The organism is Thiohalorhabdus sp. (assembly GCF_046545655.1).
Taxonomy (GTDB): Bacteria; Pseudomonadota; Gammaproteobacteria; order Thiohalorhabdales; family Thiohalorhabdaceae; genus Thiohalorhabdus.
The window spans coordinates 14,584-34,457 of sequence record NZ_JBKGZG010000017.1 but is presented as its reverse complement, the minus strand read 5'-3'; the positions used below and the strand labels follow the sequence as shown (position 1 = coordinate 34,457).

The window sequence follows — 19,874 nt, the reverse complement described above, 5'->3', positions numbered from 1 at the left end:
GCAAACGGCACCCCCTTTCGCGAAGGGGGGTATCCATGGAAAGGGAGGTCATGGGGGCGGACGGAACCACCTGGAAGCGCACCACCTGCTACGAATGCGACGCCAACTGCGCCTTCGACGTGGCCGTCGACGGCGCCGGCCGGGCCGTGGACCTCAGCGGTCCCGACTGTCCCCGGGGGGCCGCCCAGCTGGAGCGGCAGTACCACCCGGAGCGGCTGCTCCAGCCGCTCCGGCGGGTGGGCCCCAAGGGCAGCGACCGCTTCGAGCCCATCTCCTGGGACGAGGCCCTGGACACCATCGCCGCCCGGCTGGCGGAGATCCGTGAGCGCCACGGGGGCGAGCAGGCGGCCTTCTTCGCCGGCTACACCAAGGAGGCGCGGCCGCAGCTGCAGCGCCTGGCCCACGCCTTCGGCTCGCCCAACTACCTCACCGAGTCGGGCTGCTGCTTCTCCGCCACCCTGGCGGCGGAGAAGCTGACGCTGGGCTATCGGCTCAAGTCCGCCAGCCTGCTGGAGGCGGAGCAGACCCGCTGCCTGCTGGTGTGGTCCACCAACCCGCCGGCCTCGGTGGTGCCTTTCGAGGCGCACCACGTGGCCCGGCCCAAGGACGGCCGGGCCATGGTGGTGGTGGACCCGCGGCGGACCGAGACCGCGGAAGCCGCGGACATCCACCTGCAGATCCGTCCCGGCACCGACGGCGCCCTGGCGCTGGCCTTCCATAACCTCATCTTCGAGAACGGCTGGGCGGACGAGGCCTTCCTCAAGCGCTGGGCCCTGGGCTGGAACAGCCTCCGCGACTACGCGCGGGAATTCCCGCCGGAGCGGGTGGCGCGCATCTGCGGGGTGGACGCCGGAGCCATCCGGCGAGCCGCGGAGCTGTACGCCATCTCCGGGCCGGCGCAGATCGCCCTGTCGCCCACCGCCACCGTCCAGCACAGCAACGGCTTCCAGAACCACCGGGCCATCGTCGTGCTGCCGGCGGTCACCGGCAACCTGGACATTCCCGGCGGCAACCGCTTCTTCCTGGACAAGGTGCGGCCCCGGCCCATCGATCTGTTCCGCGAGACCATCGACGAGCTGCCCCCGCGCCTCGGCGAGGAGACCTACCCCATCTGGACCCGCTACTGGCCGGCGGGCCAGAGCATGCTGCTGCCCGACGCCATCCTTACCGGCGAGCCCCAGCCCATCCGGGCGCTCTTCGCCATCGGCATCAACGCCTCCATGTGGCCCAACAGCGGCCGCATGCGCGCCGCCCTGGAGGCCCTGGAGTTCTTCGCCTGCTCGGACTTCTTCCTCACCGAGACGGCCAAGCGGGCGGACGTCGTGCTGCCCGCGGCCACCAACCTGGAGCGGGAGGCGCTGGTGGCCTATCCGGGCTGCCAGTTCCGCGGCGAGGTGCGCCATCGCCATTCCGTGCTGGCGCCCCGCGGCGAGGCCCGCTCCGACGCCCAGGTGGCCCTGGACCTGGGGGTGCGCCTGGGCATGGCGGAGCGCTTCTGGCACGGCGACCTGGCGGCCTCCTGGGCGGAGGCCGCCGAGGGGCTGGCCCCGGAGGTGCGCCGCCAAGCCTACGAGGATCCGGACGGGGCCATGGTCTTCGCGGACGCCCTCGACGAGGAGGCCTTCGAGGGCGAGCGCCTCTACGAGGTGCGGGGCTTCCCCACCGCCAGCGGCAAGATCGAGCTCGACTCCCAGGAGCTGCGCGAAGCCGGTTATGACGGCCTACCGGTCTATCGCGAGCCGGCGGAGAGCCCCCTGGCCACGCCGTCCCTGGCGGAGGAATATCCCTTCGTGCTCACCAGCGGCGGCCGCAGCAAGTACTACACCCACTCGCAGCAGCAGCGGTTTCCCTCCCTGGCGGCCCGGGATCCGGTCCCCCGGGCCCAGCTCCACCCCTGGGACGCCGCGCCGCTGGGGATCGCCGACGGCGCCCCGGTGGAGGTGCGCACGCCCCGGGGGGCGGTGGCCTTCACCGCCGAGGTGACCGAGGCGGTGAAGCCCGGGGTGGTGCACTGCTTCCACGGCTGGGCCGGGGCGGACGTCAACCGCCTCACCGACCACGCTCATCCCGATCCCATCAGCGGCTTCCCGCCCTTCAAGTCGGGGCTGTGCGCGGTGGAGCCCAAGGAGTAGGCCTGTGCCCTTCCATGGCGTCTCCCCCGAGCGCCGCTTCCTGTTCGCGGCCGCCGAGCCCGCCGCCGACATCGGCGTCAGCGACGGCGCGGCGTGGCGGCTCAATCCCGCCCACCGCTGGGTCTACAACAAGCTGGAGCTGGCCCTGTCCCAGGGCCTGGTGGCCGCCCCGGCGGGGGTGGAGCCCGCCGAGCTCGGCCTGGGGCCCGAGGAGCCGGTGTTCGTGCGTCCCATCACCAACCTGGCGGGCATGGCCATTGGCGCCCACCGGGCCCAGGCGGGCGGGATGGCGCACGTTCCGGGCACCTTCTGGTGCCAGTACCTGGAGGGGGAGCAGAGCAGCACCGACTGCCTGGTGCGCGACGGCGAGGTCCTCTGGTTCGCCCACACCGTGGCCGGCGACGAATGGGAAGACGGGCGCCCCGTGTTCTGGCGCATCGGCGTGGCCCGCCCCGCCAACGAGCGGGTGCTCACCGACTGGGTGGCGGCCAATCTCCGGGGCTATACCGGGATCTGCAACTTCGAGCTGATCGGCGGGACCATCATCGAGGCCCACCTGCGCGGCTCCAACGGCTTCTTCGACTTCTACGGGCCGGATTTCCTTCGGGCCTGGGTGGCCCTGGTGGACGAGGGCGTCTGGCGGGATCCGGGCCCGCCGCCCGGAGGATACCTTTTCTCCCTGTTCAGCCGCAGCGGGGAGGCGGTGGCCCTGGATCTGGGCGCGGTCCCGGGCGTGGGCGAGGCGGGCGTTACCGTGGCCCTGGACCTGGATGGCACCGGGCGCCCCGCCAACGGCCGCGTGGCCGTGGTGCGCAGCCGGGACTACCGGGGCGGACGGCGGGTCCTGGAGCGGCTCCGGGGCGCCCTTGGGGCGTAAGCGCCGGGGGGCCCTGGGCGACCCTAGAAGGCCTCGGCGGGGGATTTTTCCGGCTCCCGGGCCGACTGCTCGGCGAGCAGGATCTCCGTCCCGTAGGTGAAGCCTTTCCGCCACAGCAGGAGCTGCGCTACCCGCTCTCCCTGCGTCCACTGGTGGGTCACCACCCGATCGCCTTCCTCGAAATCCCGAGGCGCCACCTCCCGTGGCTCCAGGAATTCCTGGTCGGGCTCCCCGAAGCGGGCGCTGAAGGTCGAGAGGCCGAATGCCAGCTGCTCGTGGATCAGGGGATCCACGTCGTTGGAGGATGCCTGCTCGCGGAACTGCAGAGTGATCTCGGTGAGGCGGTCGTCTTGAAAGCGGGGGTGCACGTGGAATTCGTGGTCGCCCAGGGTCACCTCGTAGAGGGGGAAGCCCTCGAAGTGCCTGGCGGCGATGCGGCGGAAATGCTCGTCGGCAGCCAGGGCCTCCTCGGCCCGCTCCCGGCTCTGGCCGAGCTCCAGGCTGTAGACGCCCCGGATCTCGGATTCGGCTGGGGCGGAACCGGTCCAGAGGACGGTCGCCAGGGCGAGCAAGCCGGCAAGTGCGCGAGTGCTCATTGGGGGGCTTCGGTCCATTCTCGCCACACGGTCATGAGGACGGACAGGATGATGGGGCCGATGAACAGGCCGATGAGGCCGTAGGCCAAGCCGCCCCCGATCACCCCGAAAAATACCAGGAGGAAGGGGATCCGGGTGGATGCAGAGATCACCATGGGACGAATGAGGTTGTCCACCCAGCTCACCACCAGCATCCCCCATAACAAGAGGCCGATCCCGCCCATCCAGTCGCCCTGGGCGATCAGGAAGAGGCCGGCGGGGACCCAGATGATGGGCGCTCCGAAGGGGAGCACGGCCAGCAGGGCGGTGGCGGTGCCCAGCAATGCGGGTACGGGGAGGCCTACCACAGCGTAGGCGATTCCGGCCAGGAGCCCTTGGGCCAGGCTGGCGAGAATGAGTCCGAACATGACGGCGTTCAGAGTTCGCGTGACCGCAGGCAAGTATTCCCAAAGGCGGTCGAAGCCGAGGCGCAGACCCGCACGCCGGGTCTGTTCCATCAAGGTCTGGCCGTGCAGGTAGAAGAAGAAAACCGTAAGCAGGGTCACCCCGAGCTTGCCGATGTTCCTCGCTACGTCGCCCGCCCATTCCTGGAGCATGCCCGAGGAGCGTTGGGCCCACTCCACGAGGGTCTCCTGGAGGATCTGGGGATCCTTGATCAGGGTTTCCACCTCTCCGGCGATGGCGGGTCCTACCAACGGAATGCCGAGCAAGGGTTCCATCAGCGGGGTTTGATCCTGGTGGGAGAACTCCCGCAGTGCCTCCACCACGGCGGCGGACTCCGCCGCCAGTGAAAGGCTCAGAGCCGTTGCCGGGCCAAACAGGAGTAGGATCAGCCCCAGGGTCATGGTCAGGCTGTTGAGGATCGGCCGGTTGGGGAATCGGGCCGCCAGCCGGCGAAAGATGGGTAGGGTGGCGTAAACGAGGATGGCCGCCCAAAGGATGGGGACCACGAACGGCTGCAGTACCAGATAGGCCCCCACCAGCAGGACGCCCAGGCCCACCAGGGCGGCTACTTTCTGGGCGAAGGACAGGGGTGCTCCCTCCGCACCGTTGGTCACGCTTTTCCCCTCCCGGCTTGCTCGCAGGAAGCTCAGAAATGGAACGAATCTCCGAGTCAGGACCCTAGGCTAACCGTTCCCTTCGGAAGGGGAAAGGTGGGCGGCCCATCCGGTGGCGGGGGAGGCGGGGACCTCCGCACGGGCCACCACCCGATCCCGTCCGGCCTCCTTGGCCTGTAGCAGGGCCTCGTCGGCCCGGTGGAGCAGGTCCTCCAGGGGCTCTTCCGCCCAACCGGTGCCTACGCCGATGCTCACCGAGTAGGGCAGGTCGCCTTCGGACGTGGGAGCGGGGCTTTCCACCACCGCCCGGCGGATCCGTTCCGCCAGGGCCGTGGCGCCCTCGGTGTCGGCGCCCATGGCCAGCACCACGAACTCCTCGCCGCCGTAGCGCCCCAGCAGGTCCTCGGCCCGGCTCTCGCGCTCCAGAATGCTTCCGAGGTGGTGGAGCACGGCGTCCCCCACCCGGTGCCCCCAGTGGTCGTTGATGCGCTTGAAGCGGTCGATGTCCAGGAGCAGCAGGGAGACCGGGCTCCCGTGGCGCCGGGCCCGCGCCAGCTCCGCCTCGCCTTGGCGGAACAGGGCCCGACGGTTGAACAGGCCCGTCAGCGGGTCCCGGGTGGCCTGGCGGTAGAGGCCCAGGAGCATGTGCAGCTGGGCCGACTGGGCCCACAGGGCGATGCCCGAAAGGAGCACCAGAAGCCACAGGGTGCCGAGAAAGGGGAGCGTGAACAGGGTGCCGGCCTGCCAGCCCACCGCGAGAACGGACAGGTACACCACCGCGATGATCCCTCCGCCCTCCAGGAAGGTGAGAGGGAAGAGGGCGCTACCCGCCAGCAGCACGAAGGGCAGGAAGGTGTAGCCCACCAAGGCCCCTTCCATGGCTTCCTCCCCCAGGATGACGCGGGAGGCGAGGTAGAACAGGGCGGGGATGGCGATCAGGGCCGCCAGAGCCACCCGGGCACGGGCGAGGCTACGTCGGCGTGTGCCGACCAGGGCCAGCAGCAGGAAGAGGGAGCCGGTCAGGGCCCGCAGCCCGCCCATGGCCGCCAGGCTCTCCGACGGCAGCAGCCACATGTCCACGGGCAGCCAGAGGGGGGTTGCCACGCCGAACAGTAGAGCGAACAATTTCACCCGCACCAGGAGGTAATCGGAGCGGTAGAAGGTGAAGTCCCTGGAATGCTGACGGGCGGTCAGCAGGTCCTCCAGCCGGAAGCTGCGCACCAAGTCCGGGATGCGGCTGGTCCGCTCCGGGGAAGGGGGCTGGGACATAGGGCGCTCTTTCCGCGTTGGGGGGGACGTATACCATGGGGTCCGCACAAGGACGGTTGCGCGCACGGCGCGCCGGGTGCCTCGCAGGTCCACAGCTGTTCAACCGTAAAGCAATTAGGGTTTTTGCGCGACCCCTGTGGTCCACCAGCCTGGTCCTTGGGCTCGTCGGACTGGTGCCGTACGGCCCGGCGTCGGCCACTGGATACGGCTGGGACGGGGACTACGAGCACTTGCAATTCCGGGTGGAGTGGGGGCAGGTCCCCGCCGGGCGGGCGGTCATCCAGGCCCGGCCAGCCAATGCTGGTCAGGCGGAGCTCCGCATCGAGGCCTGCACCAACGCGCTCGTGGACGGTGTCTACAAGGTGCGCGACCGCATCACGGCACGGACCCGGCTGACCGGCGGAGGCGTGCGGGCCCTTAGCTACCAGGTGCGGCGCCGGGAGGGAGGGGAGCGGGAGACCCGAAGGGCGCGCTTCGCCCAACGGGGGGTGGCCTACACGGAGGATCTGGAATCGGGCCGAACCGACTACTTCCCCGTGGACCCGGACACCATGGATGTGGTGACCGCCCTGTACGCCACGCGCGCCCGGAGCCTCGAGGTGGGGGAGCGGCTCCGCATCCCGGTGTTCGACGACGGTCGCGGTTACGAGCTGACGGTGGAGGTGGTGGATCGGGAGCGGCTGGATACCGTGCTCGGCGAGGATACGCCTACGGTGAAGGTCCGCCCACGCCTGGAGACGGACGGCGTCTTCGCTCGAGAAGGCGGGCTGTGGGTCTGGTTCACCGACGATCGGCGCCATCTGCCGGTGCGCATGGAGTCCCGGATCGGCATCGGGGCGGTTACCGCCCGGCTGACGGCCGTGGAGCGGGAGCCGGGTCAGGGAGGTTCGGCGCCCTGTCGCTGAGCCCGGGGCGCCCGGTTCGGGCGGGAGCTATGGGCCTCCCGGGGTAGCCCGCACGGGCTCGCCGGGATGGGGCCACGGGCCGGCGGGCTCGGGGCCGGCCAGGCAGCGGTCGAGCTCGGCGAGGAACCGGTTCCGGGCAATCTCCCGGGCGCCGAACTGGGCCAGGTGGTCGGAGTATACTTGGCAGTCCACGAGCCGGTAGCCGGCCTCCCGAAGCGCTTCCACCGTATGGACGAAGGCCATCTTGGAGGCGTCCGTCACCCGGGTGAACATGGACTCGCCGAAGAAGGCGCGGCCCAGCGCCACGCCGTACAGGCCGGCCACCAGCCGCCCTTCCCGGTCCCAGGCCTCGGTGGAGTGGGCCAAGCCGTGCGCGTGGAGGCGCTCGTAGGCGGCGATCATCTCCCCGTTCAGCCAGGTTCCCGCGGATTCCGGGGTGGTGCCCCGCGGCTCCGCGCAGCCCCGCACTACCCCGGAGAAGTCCCGGTCGAAGGTAAAGGTCAGGTCGCCGCGGCGGAGGGCCTTGCGGAGGCTGCGGCTGACGTGCAGCCGTTCCGGGTAAAGCACCAGCCGGGGGTCCGGGCTCCACCACAGGATGGGCTCGTACTCGTTGTACCAGGGGAAGATGCCCTGCCGGTAGGCCTGGATCAGGCGGTCCACGCCCAGGTCCCCGCCGATGGCGACGATGCCCTCGGGGCTCGAGGCGTGCCGCGGGTCGGGGAAGGTGGGGAAGGGTGCGTTGGGGTCCAGGAGGTACACGGCTCCCTCCCTCGGCTGAAGGGTAGGCCCGGTGACGAAAAGGGCGGGCCCCCCGGGGTCCGCCCTTGCCTGGCCGGTGGCCCTAGGCCTCCATAGGCTCCGTAGCCTCGGGGGTCTGGGGGAAGGAGAAGGTGAGCTCGTCACCTTCCAGGCTCACAACGACCTTGCCGCCGTCGGCCAGCTTGCCGAAGAGGAGCTCGTCGGCCAGGGGCTTCTTGATCTGCTCCTGGATCACCCGGCCCATGGGACGGGCGCCCATGGCGGGATCGTAGCCCCGCTCGGCCAGCCAGTTGCGGGCGGCCTCGTCCACCTCGATCTCCACGCCCTGCTCGGAGAGCTGCTGCTCCAGCTGGCTGACGAACTTGTCCACCACCTGGGCGACCACCTCGCGGGCCAGCGGCTGGAAAAACACCGTGGCATCCAGCCGGTTGCGGAACTCCGGGGAGAAGGTGCGGTTGATGGCGTCCGCGCCGGCGCTCTCGGTGGAGGATTCGATGAAGCCCACCGACTTTTTGCTCATGGCCTCGGCGCCCGCGTTGGTGGTCATGATCAGCACCACGTTGCGGAAGTCGGCCTGGCGGCCGTTGTTATCCGTGAGCTTGCCGTAGTCCATGATCTGCAGCAGGACGTTGTACAGGTCCGGATGGGCCTTCTCGATCTCGTCGAGCAGCACCACCGAGTGGGGATTGCGGTTCACCGCCTCGGTGAGCAGGCCGCCCTGGTCGAAGCCCACGTAGCCCGGAGGCGCGCCGATGAGCCGGGAGACGGTGTGCGCCTCCATGTACTCGCTCATGTCGAATCGGATCAGCTCCAGGCCCATGGTGGAGGCGAGCTGCCGGCTCACCTCGGTCTTGCCCACGCCGGTGGGGCCGGCGAACAGGAAGGAACCGATGGGCTTCTCCGGCTCGCGCAGGCCGGACCGAGACAGCTTGATGGCCGTGGAGACCTGCTCGATGGCCTCGTCCTGGCCGAACACCGCCAGCTTGAGGTCCCGGTCCAGGTTCTTGAGGGCCTCGCGGTCGTCCCGGGAGACGCTCTTGGACGGGATGCGCGCCATCTTGGCCAACACCTCCTCCACATCCTTGGGCCCCACGGTCTTGCGCTTCTTGGCCTTGGGTCGCAGCCGCATGGCCGCACCCACCTCGTCGATGAGGTCGATGGCCTTGTCCGGCAGGTAGCGGCCGTGCAGGTAGCGGTGCGACAGCTCGGCGGCCTCGTGCAGCGCCGGCTTGGTGTAGCGCACCTGGTGGTGCTTCTCGTAGCGCGCCTTGAGCCCCTCCAGGATGGAGATGGTCTCGTCGACGGAGGGCTCCTCCACGTCGATCTTCTGGAAGCGCCGGGACAGGGCCCGGTCCTTCTCGAAGTAGTTGCGGTACTCCTCGTAGGTGGTGGAGCCGATGCACTTGAGCTCGCCGGAAGCCAGCGCCGGCTTGAGCAGGTTGGAGGCGTCCATGGTGCCGCCGCTTGCCGCCCCGGCGCCGATCACTGTATGGATCTCGTCGATGAACAGAATGGCGTGGGGCTGCTTCTTGAGCGCCTTGAGCACCGCCTTGAGCCGTTCCTCGAAATCGCCCCGGTACTTGGTGCCGGCCAGCAGGGCGCCGATGTCGAGGGCGTAGACCACGGCATCCTCGAGCAGCTCCGGAACCTCGCTCTCGGTGATCTTCAGGGCCAGGCCCTCGGCGATGGCGGTCTTGCCCACGCCCGGCTCGCCCACGAACAGCGGGTTGTTCTTGCGCCGGCGGCACAGGATCTGGCTGGTGCGAGAGATCTCCGAGTCGCGGCCGATGACGGGATCGATCTTGCCCGCCGCCGCCTTTTCGTTGAGGTTGGTGGCGAAGCGCTCCAGCGGGCTGCCGCCGCGGGACTTCTCCTCGCCCTCCTCGGCCTGGCTTTCCTCCTGCTGCTCGGACTCACTGCTCTTGGTCTTGGTGATGCCGTGGCTGATGTAGTTGACCGCGTCCATGCGGGTCAGGCCGGCCTGCTGCAGGAAATAGGCAGCGAAGCTGTCCTTCTCGGAGAAGATGGCCACCAGCACGCGGTTGCCGGTCACCTCGCGGAGGCCGGCGCTCTGGGCGTGGTGCACCGCGCGCTGGATGACCCGTTGGAAGCCGTTGGTGGGCCGGGTCTCCGCCGGGTTGCCGCTGCCCGAGGGGACGGACTCGTCCAGGAACTGATCCAGCTTGCGCTCCAGTGCGGGGATCTCGACGGCACAGGCACGCAGGAGCTCGGCCGCGGAGGGGTTCTCCAGGAGCGCGTACAGGAGATGCTCCACGGTCATCAGCTCGTGGCCGCGTTTATGTGCCTCTTGGAAAGCTCGGTTGAGCGTGAATTCGAGCTCGTCGCTTATCATCGCAGCCTATTCCTTTTCCATCGTGCACTGGAGGGGATGCTCGTTGCTGCGGGCGTAATCCACAACCTGGTTCACTTTGGTCTCGGCGATGTCGTAGGGGTAGACTCCGCAGACCCCCTTGCCGTGATGGTGCACCTGCAACATGATCCGGGTGGCCGTTTCGCGGTCCTTCCCGAAGAATCGTTGCAGAACCTCCACCACGAACTCCATCGGGGTGAAATCGTCGTTGAGTAGGAGCACCTTGTAAAGGGAAGGTCTGCCGACCTCCTCCTCTGCCTCGGGCTCGACCGGGTTATGCGTCAGGGTCGATGGGTCCTCGGTGCTCATCGCTTGCTCCCTGCCTGCATCAAGGAACCCTTCGGTTTGACCATGGGGTCGGTTCAAGATTCCGCCGGCCACCCCGCGCCTTCGGTGACGCGGTCCGCCAACCGGATGAAGTCCTCCACCGCGAGCGATTCCGCCCGTAGTTGGGGATCGATGTCCGCCGCTTCAAGGTAGGAGGGGTCGCAAAGGCCGCGAAGCGCGTTGCGCAGGGTCTTGCGCCGGGCCTGGAAGGCACGGGTCACCACCTCCGCGAAGCGGGTCCGGTCCCGGGGGCGGGGGGCGTCTTCCGGCCGCAGGCGGAGGCGGACCACGGCCGATTCCACCTGCGGTACGGGATAGAATGCACCCGGTGGAACCCGAAATAAAGAGGTAACGGCGCAGTCCAGCTGGGTCATCACGGACAGGCGGCCGTAGGCCTTGGTGCCGGGGGCCGCCGCCAGCCGGTCGACCACCTCGCGCTGCAGCATGAAGTGCATGTCCGCCAGGGCCTCGCGCTGGTCCAGGAGGTGGAAGAGCAGCGGGGTGGAGATGTTGTAGGGCAGGTTGCCCACCACCCGCAGGCGCCCGCCGCGCTCTGCCGCCAGGGCGCGAAAGTCGAAGGCCAGGGCGTCGGCGGCGTGGATGCGCAGCCGCTCGCCTCCGGCCAGGCCCTCCAGGGTCGGGATGAGGTCGCGGTCCAGCTCGATGGCGTCGAGGCGCTCCAGCCGCTCCAGCAGCAGCCGGGTCAGGGCGCCCTCCCCGGGGCCGATCTCCACCATGGGGTCGGCGGGGTCCGGGGCCAGGCTGTCGCGGATCTTGCGTGCGATGTTGCCGTCGCGCAGGAAGTTCTGGCCGAAGCGCTTGCGGGGGCGGTGCCTTTCCATTGCCCGCCTATCCGCCGGCGCGGCCGCGGTTGGCCGCCAGGGTGCGGGCCAGGGCGATGGCCTCGCGGAAGCTGCCGCCGCCGGCGTTGCCGGTTCCGGCCAGGTCGAAGGCGGTGCCGTGGTCCACGGAGGTGCGCACGAAAGGTAGCCCCAGGGAGACGTTCACGGCCCCGCCGAAGGCCTGCTGCTTGAGCGGCCCCAGCCCCTGGTCGTGGTACATGCAGATCACCGCATCCGCCTCGCGCAGGCAGCGCGGGGTGAAGGCGGTGTCTCCGGGGACGGGGCCCTCCACGTGGGCGCCGGCCCCCAGCTCGGCGCGCACCGCGTCGAGGGCGGGCCCGATGATCCGCTGCTCCTCGTCCCCCAGGTGGCCGCCCTCGCCGGCGTGGGGATTGAGCCCTGTAACCAGGATGTGGGGCTCGAGCACGGCGAAGTCGGTAGCCAGCGCCTCGGCCACGGTGCGCACGGTGCGCGTCACCCGCTCCGGGGTGACGGCGTCGGGAACGGCGCGCAGGGGGAGGTGGGAGGTGACCAGGGCCACGCGGAGGTTGCCTCCCACGAGCATCATGACCGGGTGGGAGACCCCGGCGCGTTCGGCCAGGTATTCGGTGTGGCCGGAGAAGGGCCGCGAGGTCCCCTCGCTGATCACGGCCTTGCTGATGGGGCCGGTGACCAGGCCCTGGCAGTGGCCTTCCAGGACCGCCTCTACCGCCCGGTCCAGGGCGGCCAGGGTGGCGGGGGCGTTGGCCGGATCCGGTCGGCCGGGCTCGGCGGGCCGCGCCAACGGGACCGGATGCACGGGGAGGCCGGTGCGGGGAAGCGGCTCGCGGGGGCGCCACTCGTGGAGGCTCACCACCAGCCCGAGCTCCCGAGCCCGGCGGGCCAGGGCCTCGGGATCGGCGAAGACGGCCAGCCCGCCCGGCCAGGCGGCGTCGGCCGCGGTCTGGAGCACCAGGTCCGGACCGATCCCGGCGGGGTCGCCGGGGGTGACGGCCATCGGTGGGGCGGTCATGCGCCGGCCTCCCCTTCGTCGGCGGAAAGGACGCGGATGTAGTGGTCCACCTCGTCCTTGCGCACCTGCTTTGGCGGTTCGGCAAGGACCTCCACTTCAACATGCCGGTTGGCGAGGTCGATGACCAGACGGTCGCCTGCCTTGACCTCGTCGCCGGCCTTGGCCGGGCGGCCGTTGCGCGTAATGCAGCCGGCCTCCGCCGCCTCCTTGGCGAGCGGGCGGCGCTTGATGAGGCGGGTGGTCTTCAGGAACAGGTCGAGTCGCATGGCGGCCCTAACCGGCCAGTGGGGGGGAAACCGCCTGGACTTTCAGGAATGCCTGGGCAAACCCTGTCGCGCCGGGAGCGTCCTCCGGGCCGTGCGTCGCCCGCCCGGGCCTACTGTTCATCGAGGCGGATGTCCACAAAGGCTTGGGCCCGCAGCTGGCGGAGCCACTGGTCCATGCGCTCCCGGGTCTTGCGGGTGCGCAGGGCGTTCTGGGCGGCCTTCTCGCGGTCCTCGGGGTCGATGGTCTTCTCCCTCTTGTCCTGGATCTCGACGATGTGGATGCCGTCCTGGGTCTGCACGGGCCCGCCGTAGGTGCCGGGCTCCTGGGAAAATACCAGCTCCTCGAAGGGCTGCACCATCTCGCCGCGGCTGATCCAGCCCAGCGCCCCGCCGTCCTGGGCCGAGGGTCCGTCGGAGAACTGCCGGGCCAGGTCCGCGAAGTCGGCCTCTCCGGTGCGCACCCGCTCCAGGAGATCCTCCGCCAAACGCTGGGCCTCTCGCTCGGTGCGCCCTGCGTCGGTGTGCAAGAGGATTTGGCGGGCCTTCACCTGGCTCTCCTCCGTGGATTTCACCTCCCGCCGGTCGGTGACCTTGAACAGGTGGAAGCCGCTGGGGGTCCGCACAACACGGGACAGGTGTCCGGGCTCCACGGCCTCCACCTCGGCCAGAACCGGCGCCGGGAGCTCCCCGGGCTGGAGCCAGCCCAGCTCGCCCCCCTCAAGGGCGTTCTGGCCGTCCGATTCGGCAGCAGCCACCTTGCCGAACTGCTCGCCATCGCGGATGCGCTCCCGGAGCTCCTCGGTCTTGTCCCGCAGCCGATCCGCTTCCTCCGGGGAGGCCTCCTCCGGAACTTCCACCAGGATGTGCTGCAGCTGGTACTCGTAGCGCTGAGGTCCGCCCTGCCCCTGACGGGCCAGGTAGCTCTCCACCTCCTCGTCGGTGACCTGAACCTTCGAGCGGACCTCCCGGTCCTGGAGGCGGCTGCGCAGGATCTGCTCCTCCAGCTGCTGACGGTATTGGGCGAAGTCGATCCCTTGGCTGCGCAGGGCCTGGCGGAACTGGCCGGGGGCCATGTTGTTCTGCTGGGCCACGCGGCCGATGGCTTGGTCCACCTCCTGGGCCGAAACCTGGATGCCCTGCTCCCGGGCCCGCTGCAGCTGGATCCGGTCGATGATCAGGCGGTCCAGGATCTGGCGGCGCAGCACTTGGCGCGGGGGTAGGTTCCCCGGGCCCATACGCTGGCGGAGTTCGGAAATGGCCTGCTGAAGGGCCTGTTCCAGCTCGGTGGCGGTGATGGCCTCGTCGTTGACCACCGCCACGATCCGGTCCACGGGCTGGGCGGCCGGAGCGGGGGAGGATGCCCAGAACGTCGCCCCCAGGGCGAGCGTCAGGAACAGGGATCGGCCCAGGCGGCGGATCCGGAAACCGGGGTTCGCTGGCATGGTTGGCAACTGGTCGGACTCCCGCAAGCTGGCGTCACTGATGGGTGAAGGGGCTACCGGAGGTCGCTGGGATCGGTGCCGAATTCGAACTCGCCGAGGGTCCGCAGGCGGACCGTTAGGTACACGGTGGTATCGCGCTCGCCCGCCTCGCTCCGGCGCAACAGACGGTCCTGGTAGGCGAGGCGGACGCCCCAGCACCCGGCATGATAGTCCAACCCGATTTCCTGCTCCAACGGTTCCCGGTTCAGGGCCGAATACCGATAGCTGCCGAAAGCGTCCCAACTGGGTCCGAGGTCCAGCTGGGCGGCGGCCCGGTATTCCTCGGTGACGGGTTCGGGGGAGCCATCGGTAAAGGCGTTACGGGCCAGATACCGGGCGCTGAACCGGTGGCCGGACGGGTGAGAGGCTGTGAGCTGAGACTGGAAATAGTCCATTTGGTTCAGGGCGAAGGCCGGCCGGTCCGGATCATACTCCAGGGCCCCCTGGAGGGCGACCTCCGGGATAGGCCGGAGGCCGAACTCGGCGAAGTAGTTGGAGGTGGCGCTGGTAGCCCGCTCCGTCCCCGGATCCAGTGTGACCCGGCGATCCTGGAAATAATGGATCTGTCCCAGGCGCAAGAGGCCGGCCTCCCAGTGCCGCTGTCCCCGCTTGGCGTCCACGCGGTTGGTCAGGGCGGTGGTGAGCTGGTTGGCGTCGTTGATGCGGTCAATGCCGGAGAAGCGGTTCATTTCGAACAGGTCGTCGAAGCGCAGGGGCGAGTCCTTGGTGTCCAGGACCGGAAGCTCGTCCTGGTCCTCATAGGGAATGTAGAGGTAGAAAAGCTCGGGCTCGATGGAGTGGCGAAGGGCCCCGCCGTCGAGGTTCCAGATGCGGTGGACCCGGCTGTCCGCCCGCAGGCTGAAATGGGGCAGCGTGCGTGTCTGGTCCCGGTCACCCGTTCCGGGGGTGCTTCCGGAACCCCGATAGGCGGTGGCGTGGACACCTGCCCGGGGCTCGATGGAGCCATAGCGGGTATCCAGGGGAAGGCTCAAGGAGGGATCCAAGAAGGAGCGGTGATACCGTTCGCCCTCCTCCCGATAGAAGTTGACGTACTCGCCCTCCAGCTCCAAGTAGCCGGGCAGGGTTCCGAACAGGGGCTGGTCGCCCTGCAGGCTCAGCCGGGGCAGTTCCTGCAGGGTGTCGGGGGCGTTGAAGTCCTGCAGGTCCTGTAGGTAGGAGAAGCTTGCGTCGGTCCGGAAGTTTCCCCAGCTCCGCGACAGGGAGAGCACTGAGGGGAGGTAGCGCTGGGAGCCTCGGTCCAGGTCGCGGCCGAACAGGGACAGGTATTCCGGGTCGCTGACCCGCTCCGCGTCCAGCAGATAGCTCACCTCGCCCGGGAGCGTTCCACGCTGCTCCGCCGCGTAGTAGTAACGGTCGTCGCCCGTCACCTTGTCGTTGGCCAGGTGCTCACCGTACAGGCGGGTTTCCACGTCCTCCCCCAGATGGCGGAGCTCCACCTGCGGCATGAGGCCGTGGGCGGTCATGTTGCGCAGGCCGATCGTGGCGTCCATCTGGGGGGCAATGTTCCAGTAGAAGGGCACCGTTATGTCCGTGCCACGGCTCCCGGAGAACTCCACGGAGGGATAGAGGAAGCCCGTGTGCCGCTCTTCGTCGGTGTAGTGCCCGAAATAAGGGGTGTAGAGCACCGGCCAGCCGGCCAGCTCCAGGCGGGTGTTCCAGTGGTGGGCGAATGAGGATTCCTGGTTCACGTTAATGGTGCCGGAGCGCAGGGCCCAGGGCGGGGCGTCCGGGGCGCAGGCGGTGTACATGGCGTTGTCCATGCGGAACCGTTCGGGGGCGTAGCGTTCCAGGCGCTCGCCCAGGATCCAGGCATCGCTGTCCAGGAGGTGGAGCCGTGGCTCCCGGATCTCCCCCAGTCCCGTCTCCTGGTTCAGGCGAGCCGAGGGGGCGGTGGCCTCGTAGCCGGTATCGCGGACCCGAATGTTGCCCTCTAGGTCCACCCACCCGGTATCCCGCCGGTAGGTTGCGCGGTCCCCGGCCATTCGGGTTTCCCCCCGTCGTGCCCGCACATTGCCGCACGCCTGTACCTGCGGCCCGTCCAGGGAGATGCGGTCCGCCTCCATGGTGACCGGACCTTCCTCGCCCTCTTGGGCCGGGGCCGGGGTCGCCATGAGCGGGAGCGTGACGAGGGCGAAAAGGAGCCGTTGAGGGGACCGCTTCATCGGACCTCGCGAAAGGCGGGCTAGGGGCCGGCAGAACCTGGGAGATCTCCCGGAGTGTCTGGAGAGGCTGAAGGATTACACAACAAACCGCCCCCGGGGAAGGCCCGGGGGCGGCAAAAGAAAGCCTGATTGTCAGGCCGACCTATTCCGTCTGGCCAGCGCCGCCGCCCTGCGGGGCCTGGCCGCCACCCTGCGGGGCCTGACCGCCGCCCTGCGGAGCCTGACCGCCGCCCTGCGGAGCCTGACCGCCACCTTGCGGGGCCTGGCCGCCACCCTGGCCGCCACCGGGGCCGGAGAAGCGCTCGGACATCATCTCCTGGAAGTCCTTCTGGGTCTGCTCCAGATCCTTGATGAGCTGCTCCGCCTTGGGGTCCTCTTCCTTCATGGCACCGAGCAGGTCATCGCGGAATTCCTCCCGGGCCTCCTGGACCTCGGAGTCTTGCATGGCCTGCTGCTGGGCCTGCTGGAAGCCCTGGGCCTTCTGTTGGAATTCCTGCATGAGCTCGCGGCGCTCATCCTCCGCCATGTCCTCGTTATCGTTCAGGTCCTCGCGGATCTCCTTCATGCGGTCGAGGTCTTCGTCCGGAGCGGTCCCCTCGTCCTGCATCTTTTCCTTGAGCAGGGCCTCCAGATCCTCCTGCTGCTCCTGGAGCTCGGGATTGTTATCGAGGGCCTCCTGCTGGATCTCGCCGAGCCGCTGCTGGAGTTCTTGTACCTGCTCCTGGGCCTTTTGGAGCTCCTGGCGATCCTCCTCGCTCATGGAAGGCTGTTGTTGTCCCTCCCCAGGAGCCCCGGCGCCGCCTTCTTGCCCCATCTGCGCGACGGCGGATCCCGTGAACAGGGCCCCCGTCATGGCTACGATCAGCATGGCCCGCAGGCTGGCTCGGTGGGTAGGTACGGTCATTCGGTTTTCCATGAACTCTTCCTTCGCGCGGTTTGCCCGGGCGCCCGGCGCCCGCAGGCGGTTATAAAAGTTGGAGCTTCAGCGTATCAGGCCAAAGCGGCGGACTGTCAATCGGAAAGCGGCGAGGGCCGCTCGGGAATGTGGTCTCCCGCGTGGTAGGAGGAGCGCACCAGGGGGCCGGCGTTGACGCTAAGAAAGCCGAGCTCCAGGGCCTCCTCCTCCAGTCGTTTGAAGGTGTCGGGATGGATGTAGGCCCGCACCGGGTGGTGGTGGCCGCTAGGCGCCAGGTATTGGCCCAGGGTAAGGATGTCCACCCCACTGGCGCGCAGATCCACCATTACCCGGCGTACTTGGTCGAGCTCCTCCCCGAGGCCCAGCATGAGCCCCGATTTGGTGGGTACATCCGGAACAACCTCGCGGAAGCGGCGCAGCAGGCCCAGGGAGCGGTGGTAATCGGCGCTGGGGCGCACCGTGTAGTAAAGCTCCGGCACCGTCTCCACGTTATGGTTGAAGACGGTGGGCGGGTGCTCCGCCAAGCGGGCCAGCGCTTTCTCCTCGCAGCCCCGAAAATCAGGGGTGAGGACTTCGACCCCCGTGCCCGGGCATTGTTCCCGTAGCAGGCGTATCACCTCGGCGAACTGGGTCGCACCCCCGTCGGCGAGGTCGTCCCGGTCCACGGAGGTAATCACGGCGAAGTCCAGGCCCATCGCCGCCACCGCGGCGGCGAGGCGGGCGGGCTCCAGCGGGTCCGGCGGCGCCGGCCGCCCCGTGGCCACGTCGCAAAAGGAGCAGCGCCGCGTGCACACCTCGCCCAGAATCATAAAGGTGGCCGTTCCCCCGCCGAAGCATTCCCCCAGGTTGGGGCAGGAGGCCTCCTCGCAGACGGTGTGCAGCTCGTGGTTGCGGAGAATGTCCTTGATCTCCTGGACCCGGGGGTCGGAGGGGGAGCGCACGCGCAGCCAGCGCGGCTTGCGGCCCAGATCCTCCTGGGTGCGGTCGAAGCGCGCCTTGCGCATCTTGTACTCGCCCTTGCCGGGGTGGGGGTGCGCGGGCTCCTGCCCGGGGGCGGCCCCGGCGTCCCGGCGGCTATCGGCCATGGACGGACTCCTGGGATGGATGGAATTGGTGGAGAAGGGCGGACGTGAAGGCGCCTCTGGCGGCCCCTGCGTCCAGCCCGGGAACGTGGTCAGCGAGGCGGGTAACGGCCATGCCGGCGTATCCGCAGGGGTTGATCATGGTGAACGGCTCAAGGTCGTTGGTAAGGTTCAGGCTCACCCCATGGTACGTGCAGCCCCCCCGCACCCGCAGCCCGATGGCCGCAACCTTGGGCAGACCGGGGCGGTCCAGGTAGACCCCCGGGGCGCCTTCCTTGCGAACCCCGGCCAGCCCGTACCCGGCGAGCAGGTCGATTACGGCCTGCTCCAGGGCCGCCACGTAGTGGCGCACTCCCCAGCCGCGTCGGCGCAGGTCGAGCAGGGGATAGGCCACCGCCTGGCCGGGGCCGTGGTAGGTGACCTGGCCGCCCCGGTCGGTCTCCACCACCGGGATGCCGGTGATGTTCAGCAGGTGCTCCGGGCGCCCGTTGCGGCCCTGGGTGAACACGGGCGGGTGCTCCACCAGCCACAGCTCGTCGGGGGTGCCGGCCGTCCGCTCGGCCGTGAAGGCGCGCATGGCCGCCCAGACCGTTTCGTACTCCCGGCGGCCGAGGTCGCGGACCCGGGGCTCCGCTCCGTCCTCAGAGGGCGGCGAGGACGTCGGGATCGGACTGGAGGTCGGCATAGATGGCATCCAGCTGCTCGCGGCTCTCGGCCTGGAAGGCGCAGGAGACACTGATGTAGCGGCCGTTGCGGCTCTCCCGGGTGTGCACCGCGTGCGCGCCCAGGACGGCGTGGTGCTCCACCACCCGGCGCACGCGCTCGGGAAAGCCGGCGTCGTTGGCGCCGAAGGCCTTGACGGTGTAGGGGATGGGGTACTCCACTTGGGCCCCACCGAGCGGGCATTGCGCGCTCATGGCTGTTCCTCCTCGGCTCGGGCCCGCAGCTCCCGGATGCGGGCCCGGTAGGCGTCCAGCACGGTCCGGAAGAGGGGGCCGGGGCGCCCCGCGCCCACCGGCTGGCCGTCCAGCCGGGACACCGGCAAAACCTCCTTGGTGCTGGAGGTGATCCAGATCTCCTCGGCCTGCGGCAGGTCCGCCGCGGCGATCTCCCCCGAAGCCACCGGTAGATCCTGCTCGGCCGCCAGCTCCAGGACCACGTCGCGGGTGATCCCGGGCAGGACCCGGGATCCGTCGGACGGGGTCACGGCCCGGCCGCCGAACACGGCGAAGACGTTGGAGGCCGCGCCCTCCATGACCCTCCCCTGGTGGACCCAGAGGGCCTCGAAGGCCCCGGCCTCGGCCGCCTTCTGGCGCATCATCACGTTGGGGAGCAGGGCGATGGACTTGATGTCGCAGCGCGCCCAGCGAATGTCCTCGGCCGTGATCACCGAGACCCCCTCGCGGGTCCACGCCTCGGGCACCGGGGTGACCGGCGTGCAGGTCATGACCATGGTGGGATGGACCGCGTCGGGGAAGGGATGGTTCCGGGGCGCCTCCCCACGAGTGACCTGGATGTAGGCCTGGCAGTCTTGACCCCCGTTGCGCGCGATCAGCTCCTCCACCTGTTCCCCCAGGTCGTCCCGGGCCATCGGGGGCTCCATGCCGATCTCCCGGAGGGAGCGCTCAAGCCGGGCCAGATGGGCGTCCAGGCGAAAGGGCCTGCCGCCATACACGGGGATGACCTCGTAAACGCCGTCTGCAAACTGGAAGCCCCGGTCCAGAATGGATACCCGGGCCTCCGACAGGGGCAGGAAGGTCCCGTTCAAATAGGCGATGGATGTGGGCTCGGACAAAGC

At 69.3% G+C, this 19,874-nt stretch carries 19 protein-coding genes; 3 read left to right on the top strand and 16 right to left on the bottom strand.

What is annotated here, in order from left to right:
• Positions 1–35 precede the first annotated feature (35 nt).
• Entirely contained in the window at positions 36–2,132 is a 2,097-nt protein-coding gene (locus tag ACLFRB_RS05655; protein WP_411068031.1) for a molybdopterin-dependent oxidoreductase, read from the top strand.
• 4 nt (positions 2,133–2,136) lie between these two features.
• Positions 2,137–3,009 carry a hypothetical protein gene (locus ACLFRB_RS05650; protein ID WP_411068030.1) on the top strand — a complete coding sequence of 291 codons (873 nt, stop codon included), beginning with the start codon at positions 2,137–2,139 and terminating at the stop codon, positions 3,007–3,009.
• Positions 3,010–3,032: 23 nt separating this feature from the next.
• On the opposite strand, the gene ACLFRB_RS05645 is transcribed toward ACLFRB_RS05650, so the two are convergent.
• The 3 genes from ACLFRB_RS05645 to ACLFRB_RS05635 all read right to left on the bottom strand — a co-directional run bounded on the left by ACLFRB_RS05645 (position 3,033) and on the right by ACLFRB_RS05635 (position 5,932).
• Entirely contained in the window at positions 3,033–3,605 is a 573-nt protein-coding gene (locus tag ACLFRB_RS05645; protein ID WP_411068029.1) for a hypothetical protein, read from the bottom strand.
• Positions 3,602–4,663: an AI-2E family transporter gene (locus tag ACLFRB_RS05640; protein WP_411068028.1), complete on the bottom strand. Its 1,062-nt coding sequence runs from the start codon at positions 4,661–4,663 to the stop codon at positions 3,602–3,604. Before ACLFRB_RS05640 ends, ACLFRB_RS05645 begins: the two co-directional genes overlap by 4 nt.
• Positions 4,664–4,732: 69 nt before the next feature.
• Entirely contained in the window at positions 4,733–5,932 is a 1,200-nt protein-coding gene (locus ACLFRB_RS05635; protein ID WP_411068027.1) for a diguanylate cyclase, read from the bottom strand.
• 173 nt (positions 5,933–6,105) lie between these two features.
• On the opposite strand from ACLFRB_RS05635, the gene ACLFRB_RS05630 reads away from it, so the two are divergent.
• Positions 6,106–6,837: a DUF3108 domain-containing protein gene (locus tag ACLFRB_RS05630; RefSeq protein ID WP_411068026.1), complete on the top strand. Its 732-nt coding sequence runs from the start codon at positions 6,106–6,108 to the stop codon at positions 6,835–6,837.
• A gap of 27 nt (positions 6,838–6,864) precedes the next feature.
• On the opposite strand, the gene aat is transcribed toward ACLFRB_RS05630, so the two are convergent.
• The 13 genes from aat to ACLFRB_RS05565 all read right to left on the bottom strand — a co-directional run bounded on the left by aat (position 6,865) and on the right by ACLFRB_RS05565 (position 19,871).
• The gene (aat, locus tag ACLFRB_RS05625; RefSeq protein ID WP_411068025.1) at positions 6,865–7,596 is read right to left on the bottom strand and encodes a leucyl/phenylalanyl-tRNA--protein transferase; all 732 of its coding nucleotides are present in this window, start codon (positions 7,594–7,596) and stop codon (positions 6,865–6,867) included.
• Between the two features lie 82 nt (positions 7,597–7,678).
• A complete protein-coding gene (gene clpA, locus ACLFRB_RS05620) occupies positions 7,679–9,949 on the bottom strand; it encodes an ATP-dependent Clp protease ATP-binding subunit ClpA (RefSeq protein ID WP_411068024.1) in 2,271 nt (756 codons plus the stop codon).
• Positions 9,950–9,955: 6 nt separating this feature from the next.
• Positions 9,956–10,276 (bottom strand): ATP-dependent Clp protease adapter ClpS, encoded by a 321-nt coding sequence (gene clpS / locus ACLFRB_RS05615; RefSeq protein ID WP_411068023.1) that lies wholly within the window; start codon positions 10,274–10,276, stop codon positions 9,956–9,958.
• Positions 10,277–10,329: 53 nt separating this feature from the next.
• A complete protein-coding gene (rsmA, locus tag ACLFRB_RS05610) occupies positions 10,330–11,136 on the bottom strand; it encodes a 16S rRNA (adenine(1518)-N(6)/adenine(1519)-N(6))-dimethyltransferase RsmA (RefSeq protein WP_411068022.1) in 807 nt (268 codons plus the stop codon).
• A 7-nt stretch (positions 11,137–11,143) separates the two neighbouring features.
• Positions 11,144–12,148 (bottom strand): 4-hydroxythreonine-4-phosphate dehydrogenase PdxA, encoded by a 1,005-nt coding sequence (gene pdxA, locus ACLFRB_RS05605; RefSeq protein WP_411068021.1) that lies wholly within the window; start codon positions 12,146–12,148, stop codon positions 11,144–11,146.
• A complete protein-coding gene (locus ACLFRB_RS05600; RefSeq protein WP_411068020.1) occupies positions 12,145–12,414 on the bottom strand; it encodes a S4 domain-containing protein in 270 nt (89 codons plus the stop codon). Before ACLFRB_RS05600 ends, pdxA begins: the two co-directional genes overlap by 4 nt.
• A 110-nt stretch (positions 12,415–12,524) precedes the next feature.
• The gene (locus ACLFRB_RS05595; RefSeq protein ID WP_411068019.1) at positions 12,525–13,856 is read right to left on the bottom strand and encodes a peptidylprolyl isomerase; all 1,332 of its coding nucleotides are present in this window, start codon (positions 13,854–13,856) and stop codon (positions 12,525–12,527) included.
• A gap of 53 nt (positions 13,857–13,909) precedes the next feature.
• Positions 13,910–16,078: an LPS-assembly protein LptD gene (locus tag ACLFRB_RS05590; protein ID WP_411068018.1), complete on the bottom strand. Its 2,169-nt coding sequence runs from the start codon at positions 16,076–16,078 to the stop codon at positions 13,910–13,912.
• Positions 16,079–16,220: 142 nt separating this feature from the next.
• Entirely contained in the window at positions 16,221–16,982 is a 762-nt protein-coding gene (locus tag ACLFRB_RS05585; RefSeq protein ID WP_411068017.1) for a hypothetical protein, read from the bottom strand.
• Positions 16,983–17,089: 107 nt separating this feature from the next.
• On the bottom strand, positions 17,090–17,998 hold the full coding sequence (gene lipA, locus ACLFRB_RS05580; RefSeq protein WP_411068041.1) for a lipoyl synthase: 909 nt from the start codon (positions 17,996–17,998) through the stop codon (positions 17,090–17,092).
• Positions 17,999–18,068: 70 nt separating this feature from the next.
• The gene (gene lipB, locus ACLFRB_RS05575) at positions 18,069–18,761 is read right to left on the bottom strand and encodes a lipoyl(octanoyl) transferase LipB (protein ID WP_411068016.1); all 693 of its coding nucleotides are present in this window, start codon (positions 18,759–18,761) and stop codon (positions 18,069–18,071) included.
• Positions 18,718–18,993 (bottom strand): YbeD family protein, encoded by a 276-nt coding sequence (locus tag ACLFRB_RS05570; RefSeq protein WP_411068015.1) that lies wholly within the window; start codon positions 18,991–18,993, stop codon positions 18,718–18,720. The genes lipB and ACLFRB_RS05570 overlap by 44 nt, the downstream gene beginning before the upstream one ends.
• Positions 18,990–19,871, bottom strand: a complete 882-nt coding sequence (locus ACLFRB_RS05565; protein WP_411068014.1) for a D-amino acid aminotransferase — start codon at positions 19,869–19,871, stop codon at positions 18,990–18,992. The genes ACLFRB_RS05570 and ACLFRB_RS05565 overlap by 4 nt, the downstream gene beginning before the upstream one ends.
• Positions 19,872–19,874 lie beyond the last annotated feature (3 nt).

Bases quoted from the DNA above. Each gene is read 5' to 3' on its own strand.
- clpS (WP_411068023.1), bottom strand. From the start codon at position 10,276: ATGAGCACCGAGGACCCATCGACCCTGACGCATAACCCGGTCGAGCCC.
- ACLFRB_RS05655 (WP_411068031.1), top strand. From the start codon at position 36: ATGGAAAGGGAGGTCATGGGGGCGGACGGAACCACCTGGAAGCGCACC.
- ACLFRB_RS05570 (WP_411068015.1), bottom strand. From the start codon at position 18,993: ATGAGCGCGCAATGCCCGCTCGGTGGGGCCCAAGTGGAGTACCCCATC.
- ACLFRB_RS05600 (WP_411068020.1), bottom strand. From the start codon at position 12,414: ATGCGACTCGACCTGTTCCTGAAGACCACCCGCCTCATCAAGCGCCGC.
- ACLFRB_RS05585 (WP_411068017.1), bottom strand. From the start codon at position 16,982: ATGACCGTACCTACCCACCGAGCCAGCCTGCGGGCCATGCTGATCGTA.
- ACLFRB_RS05645 (WP_411068029.1), bottom strand. From the start codon at position 3,605: ATGAGCACTCGCGCACTTGCCGGCTTGCTCGCCCTGGCGACCGTCCTC.
- rsmA (WP_411068022.1), bottom strand. From the start codon at position 11,136: ATGGAAAGGCACCGCCCCCGCAAGCGCTTCGGCCAGAACTTCCTGCGC.
- lipB (WP_411068016.1), bottom strand. From the start codon at position 18,761: ATGCCGACCTCCAGTCCGATCCCGACGTCCTCGCCGCCCTCTGAGGAC.
- ACLFRB_RS05595 (WP_411068019.1), bottom strand. From the start codon at position 13,856: ATGCCAGCGAACCCCGGTTTCCGGATCCGCCGCCTGGGCCGATCCCTG.
- pdxA (WP_411068021.1), bottom strand. From the start codon at position 12,148: ATGACCGCCCCACCGATGGCCGTCACCCCCGGCGACCCCGCCGGGATC.
- lipA (WP_411068041.1), bottom strand. From the start codon at position 17,998: ATGCGCAAGGCGCGCTTCGACCGCACCCAGGAGGATCTGGGCCGCAAG.
- ACLFRB_RS05590 (WP_411068018.1), bottom strand. From the start codon at position 16,078: ATGAAGCGGTCCCCTCAACGGCTCCTTTTCGCCCTCGTCACGCTCCCG.
- ACLFRB_RS05635 (WP_411068027.1), bottom strand. From the start codon at position 5,932: ATGTCCCAGCCCCCTTCCCCGGAGCGGACCAGCCGCATCCCGGACTTG.
- clpA (WP_411068024.1), bottom strand. From the start codon at position 9,949: ATGATAAGCGACGAGCTCGAATTCACGCTCAACCGAGCTTTCCAAGAG.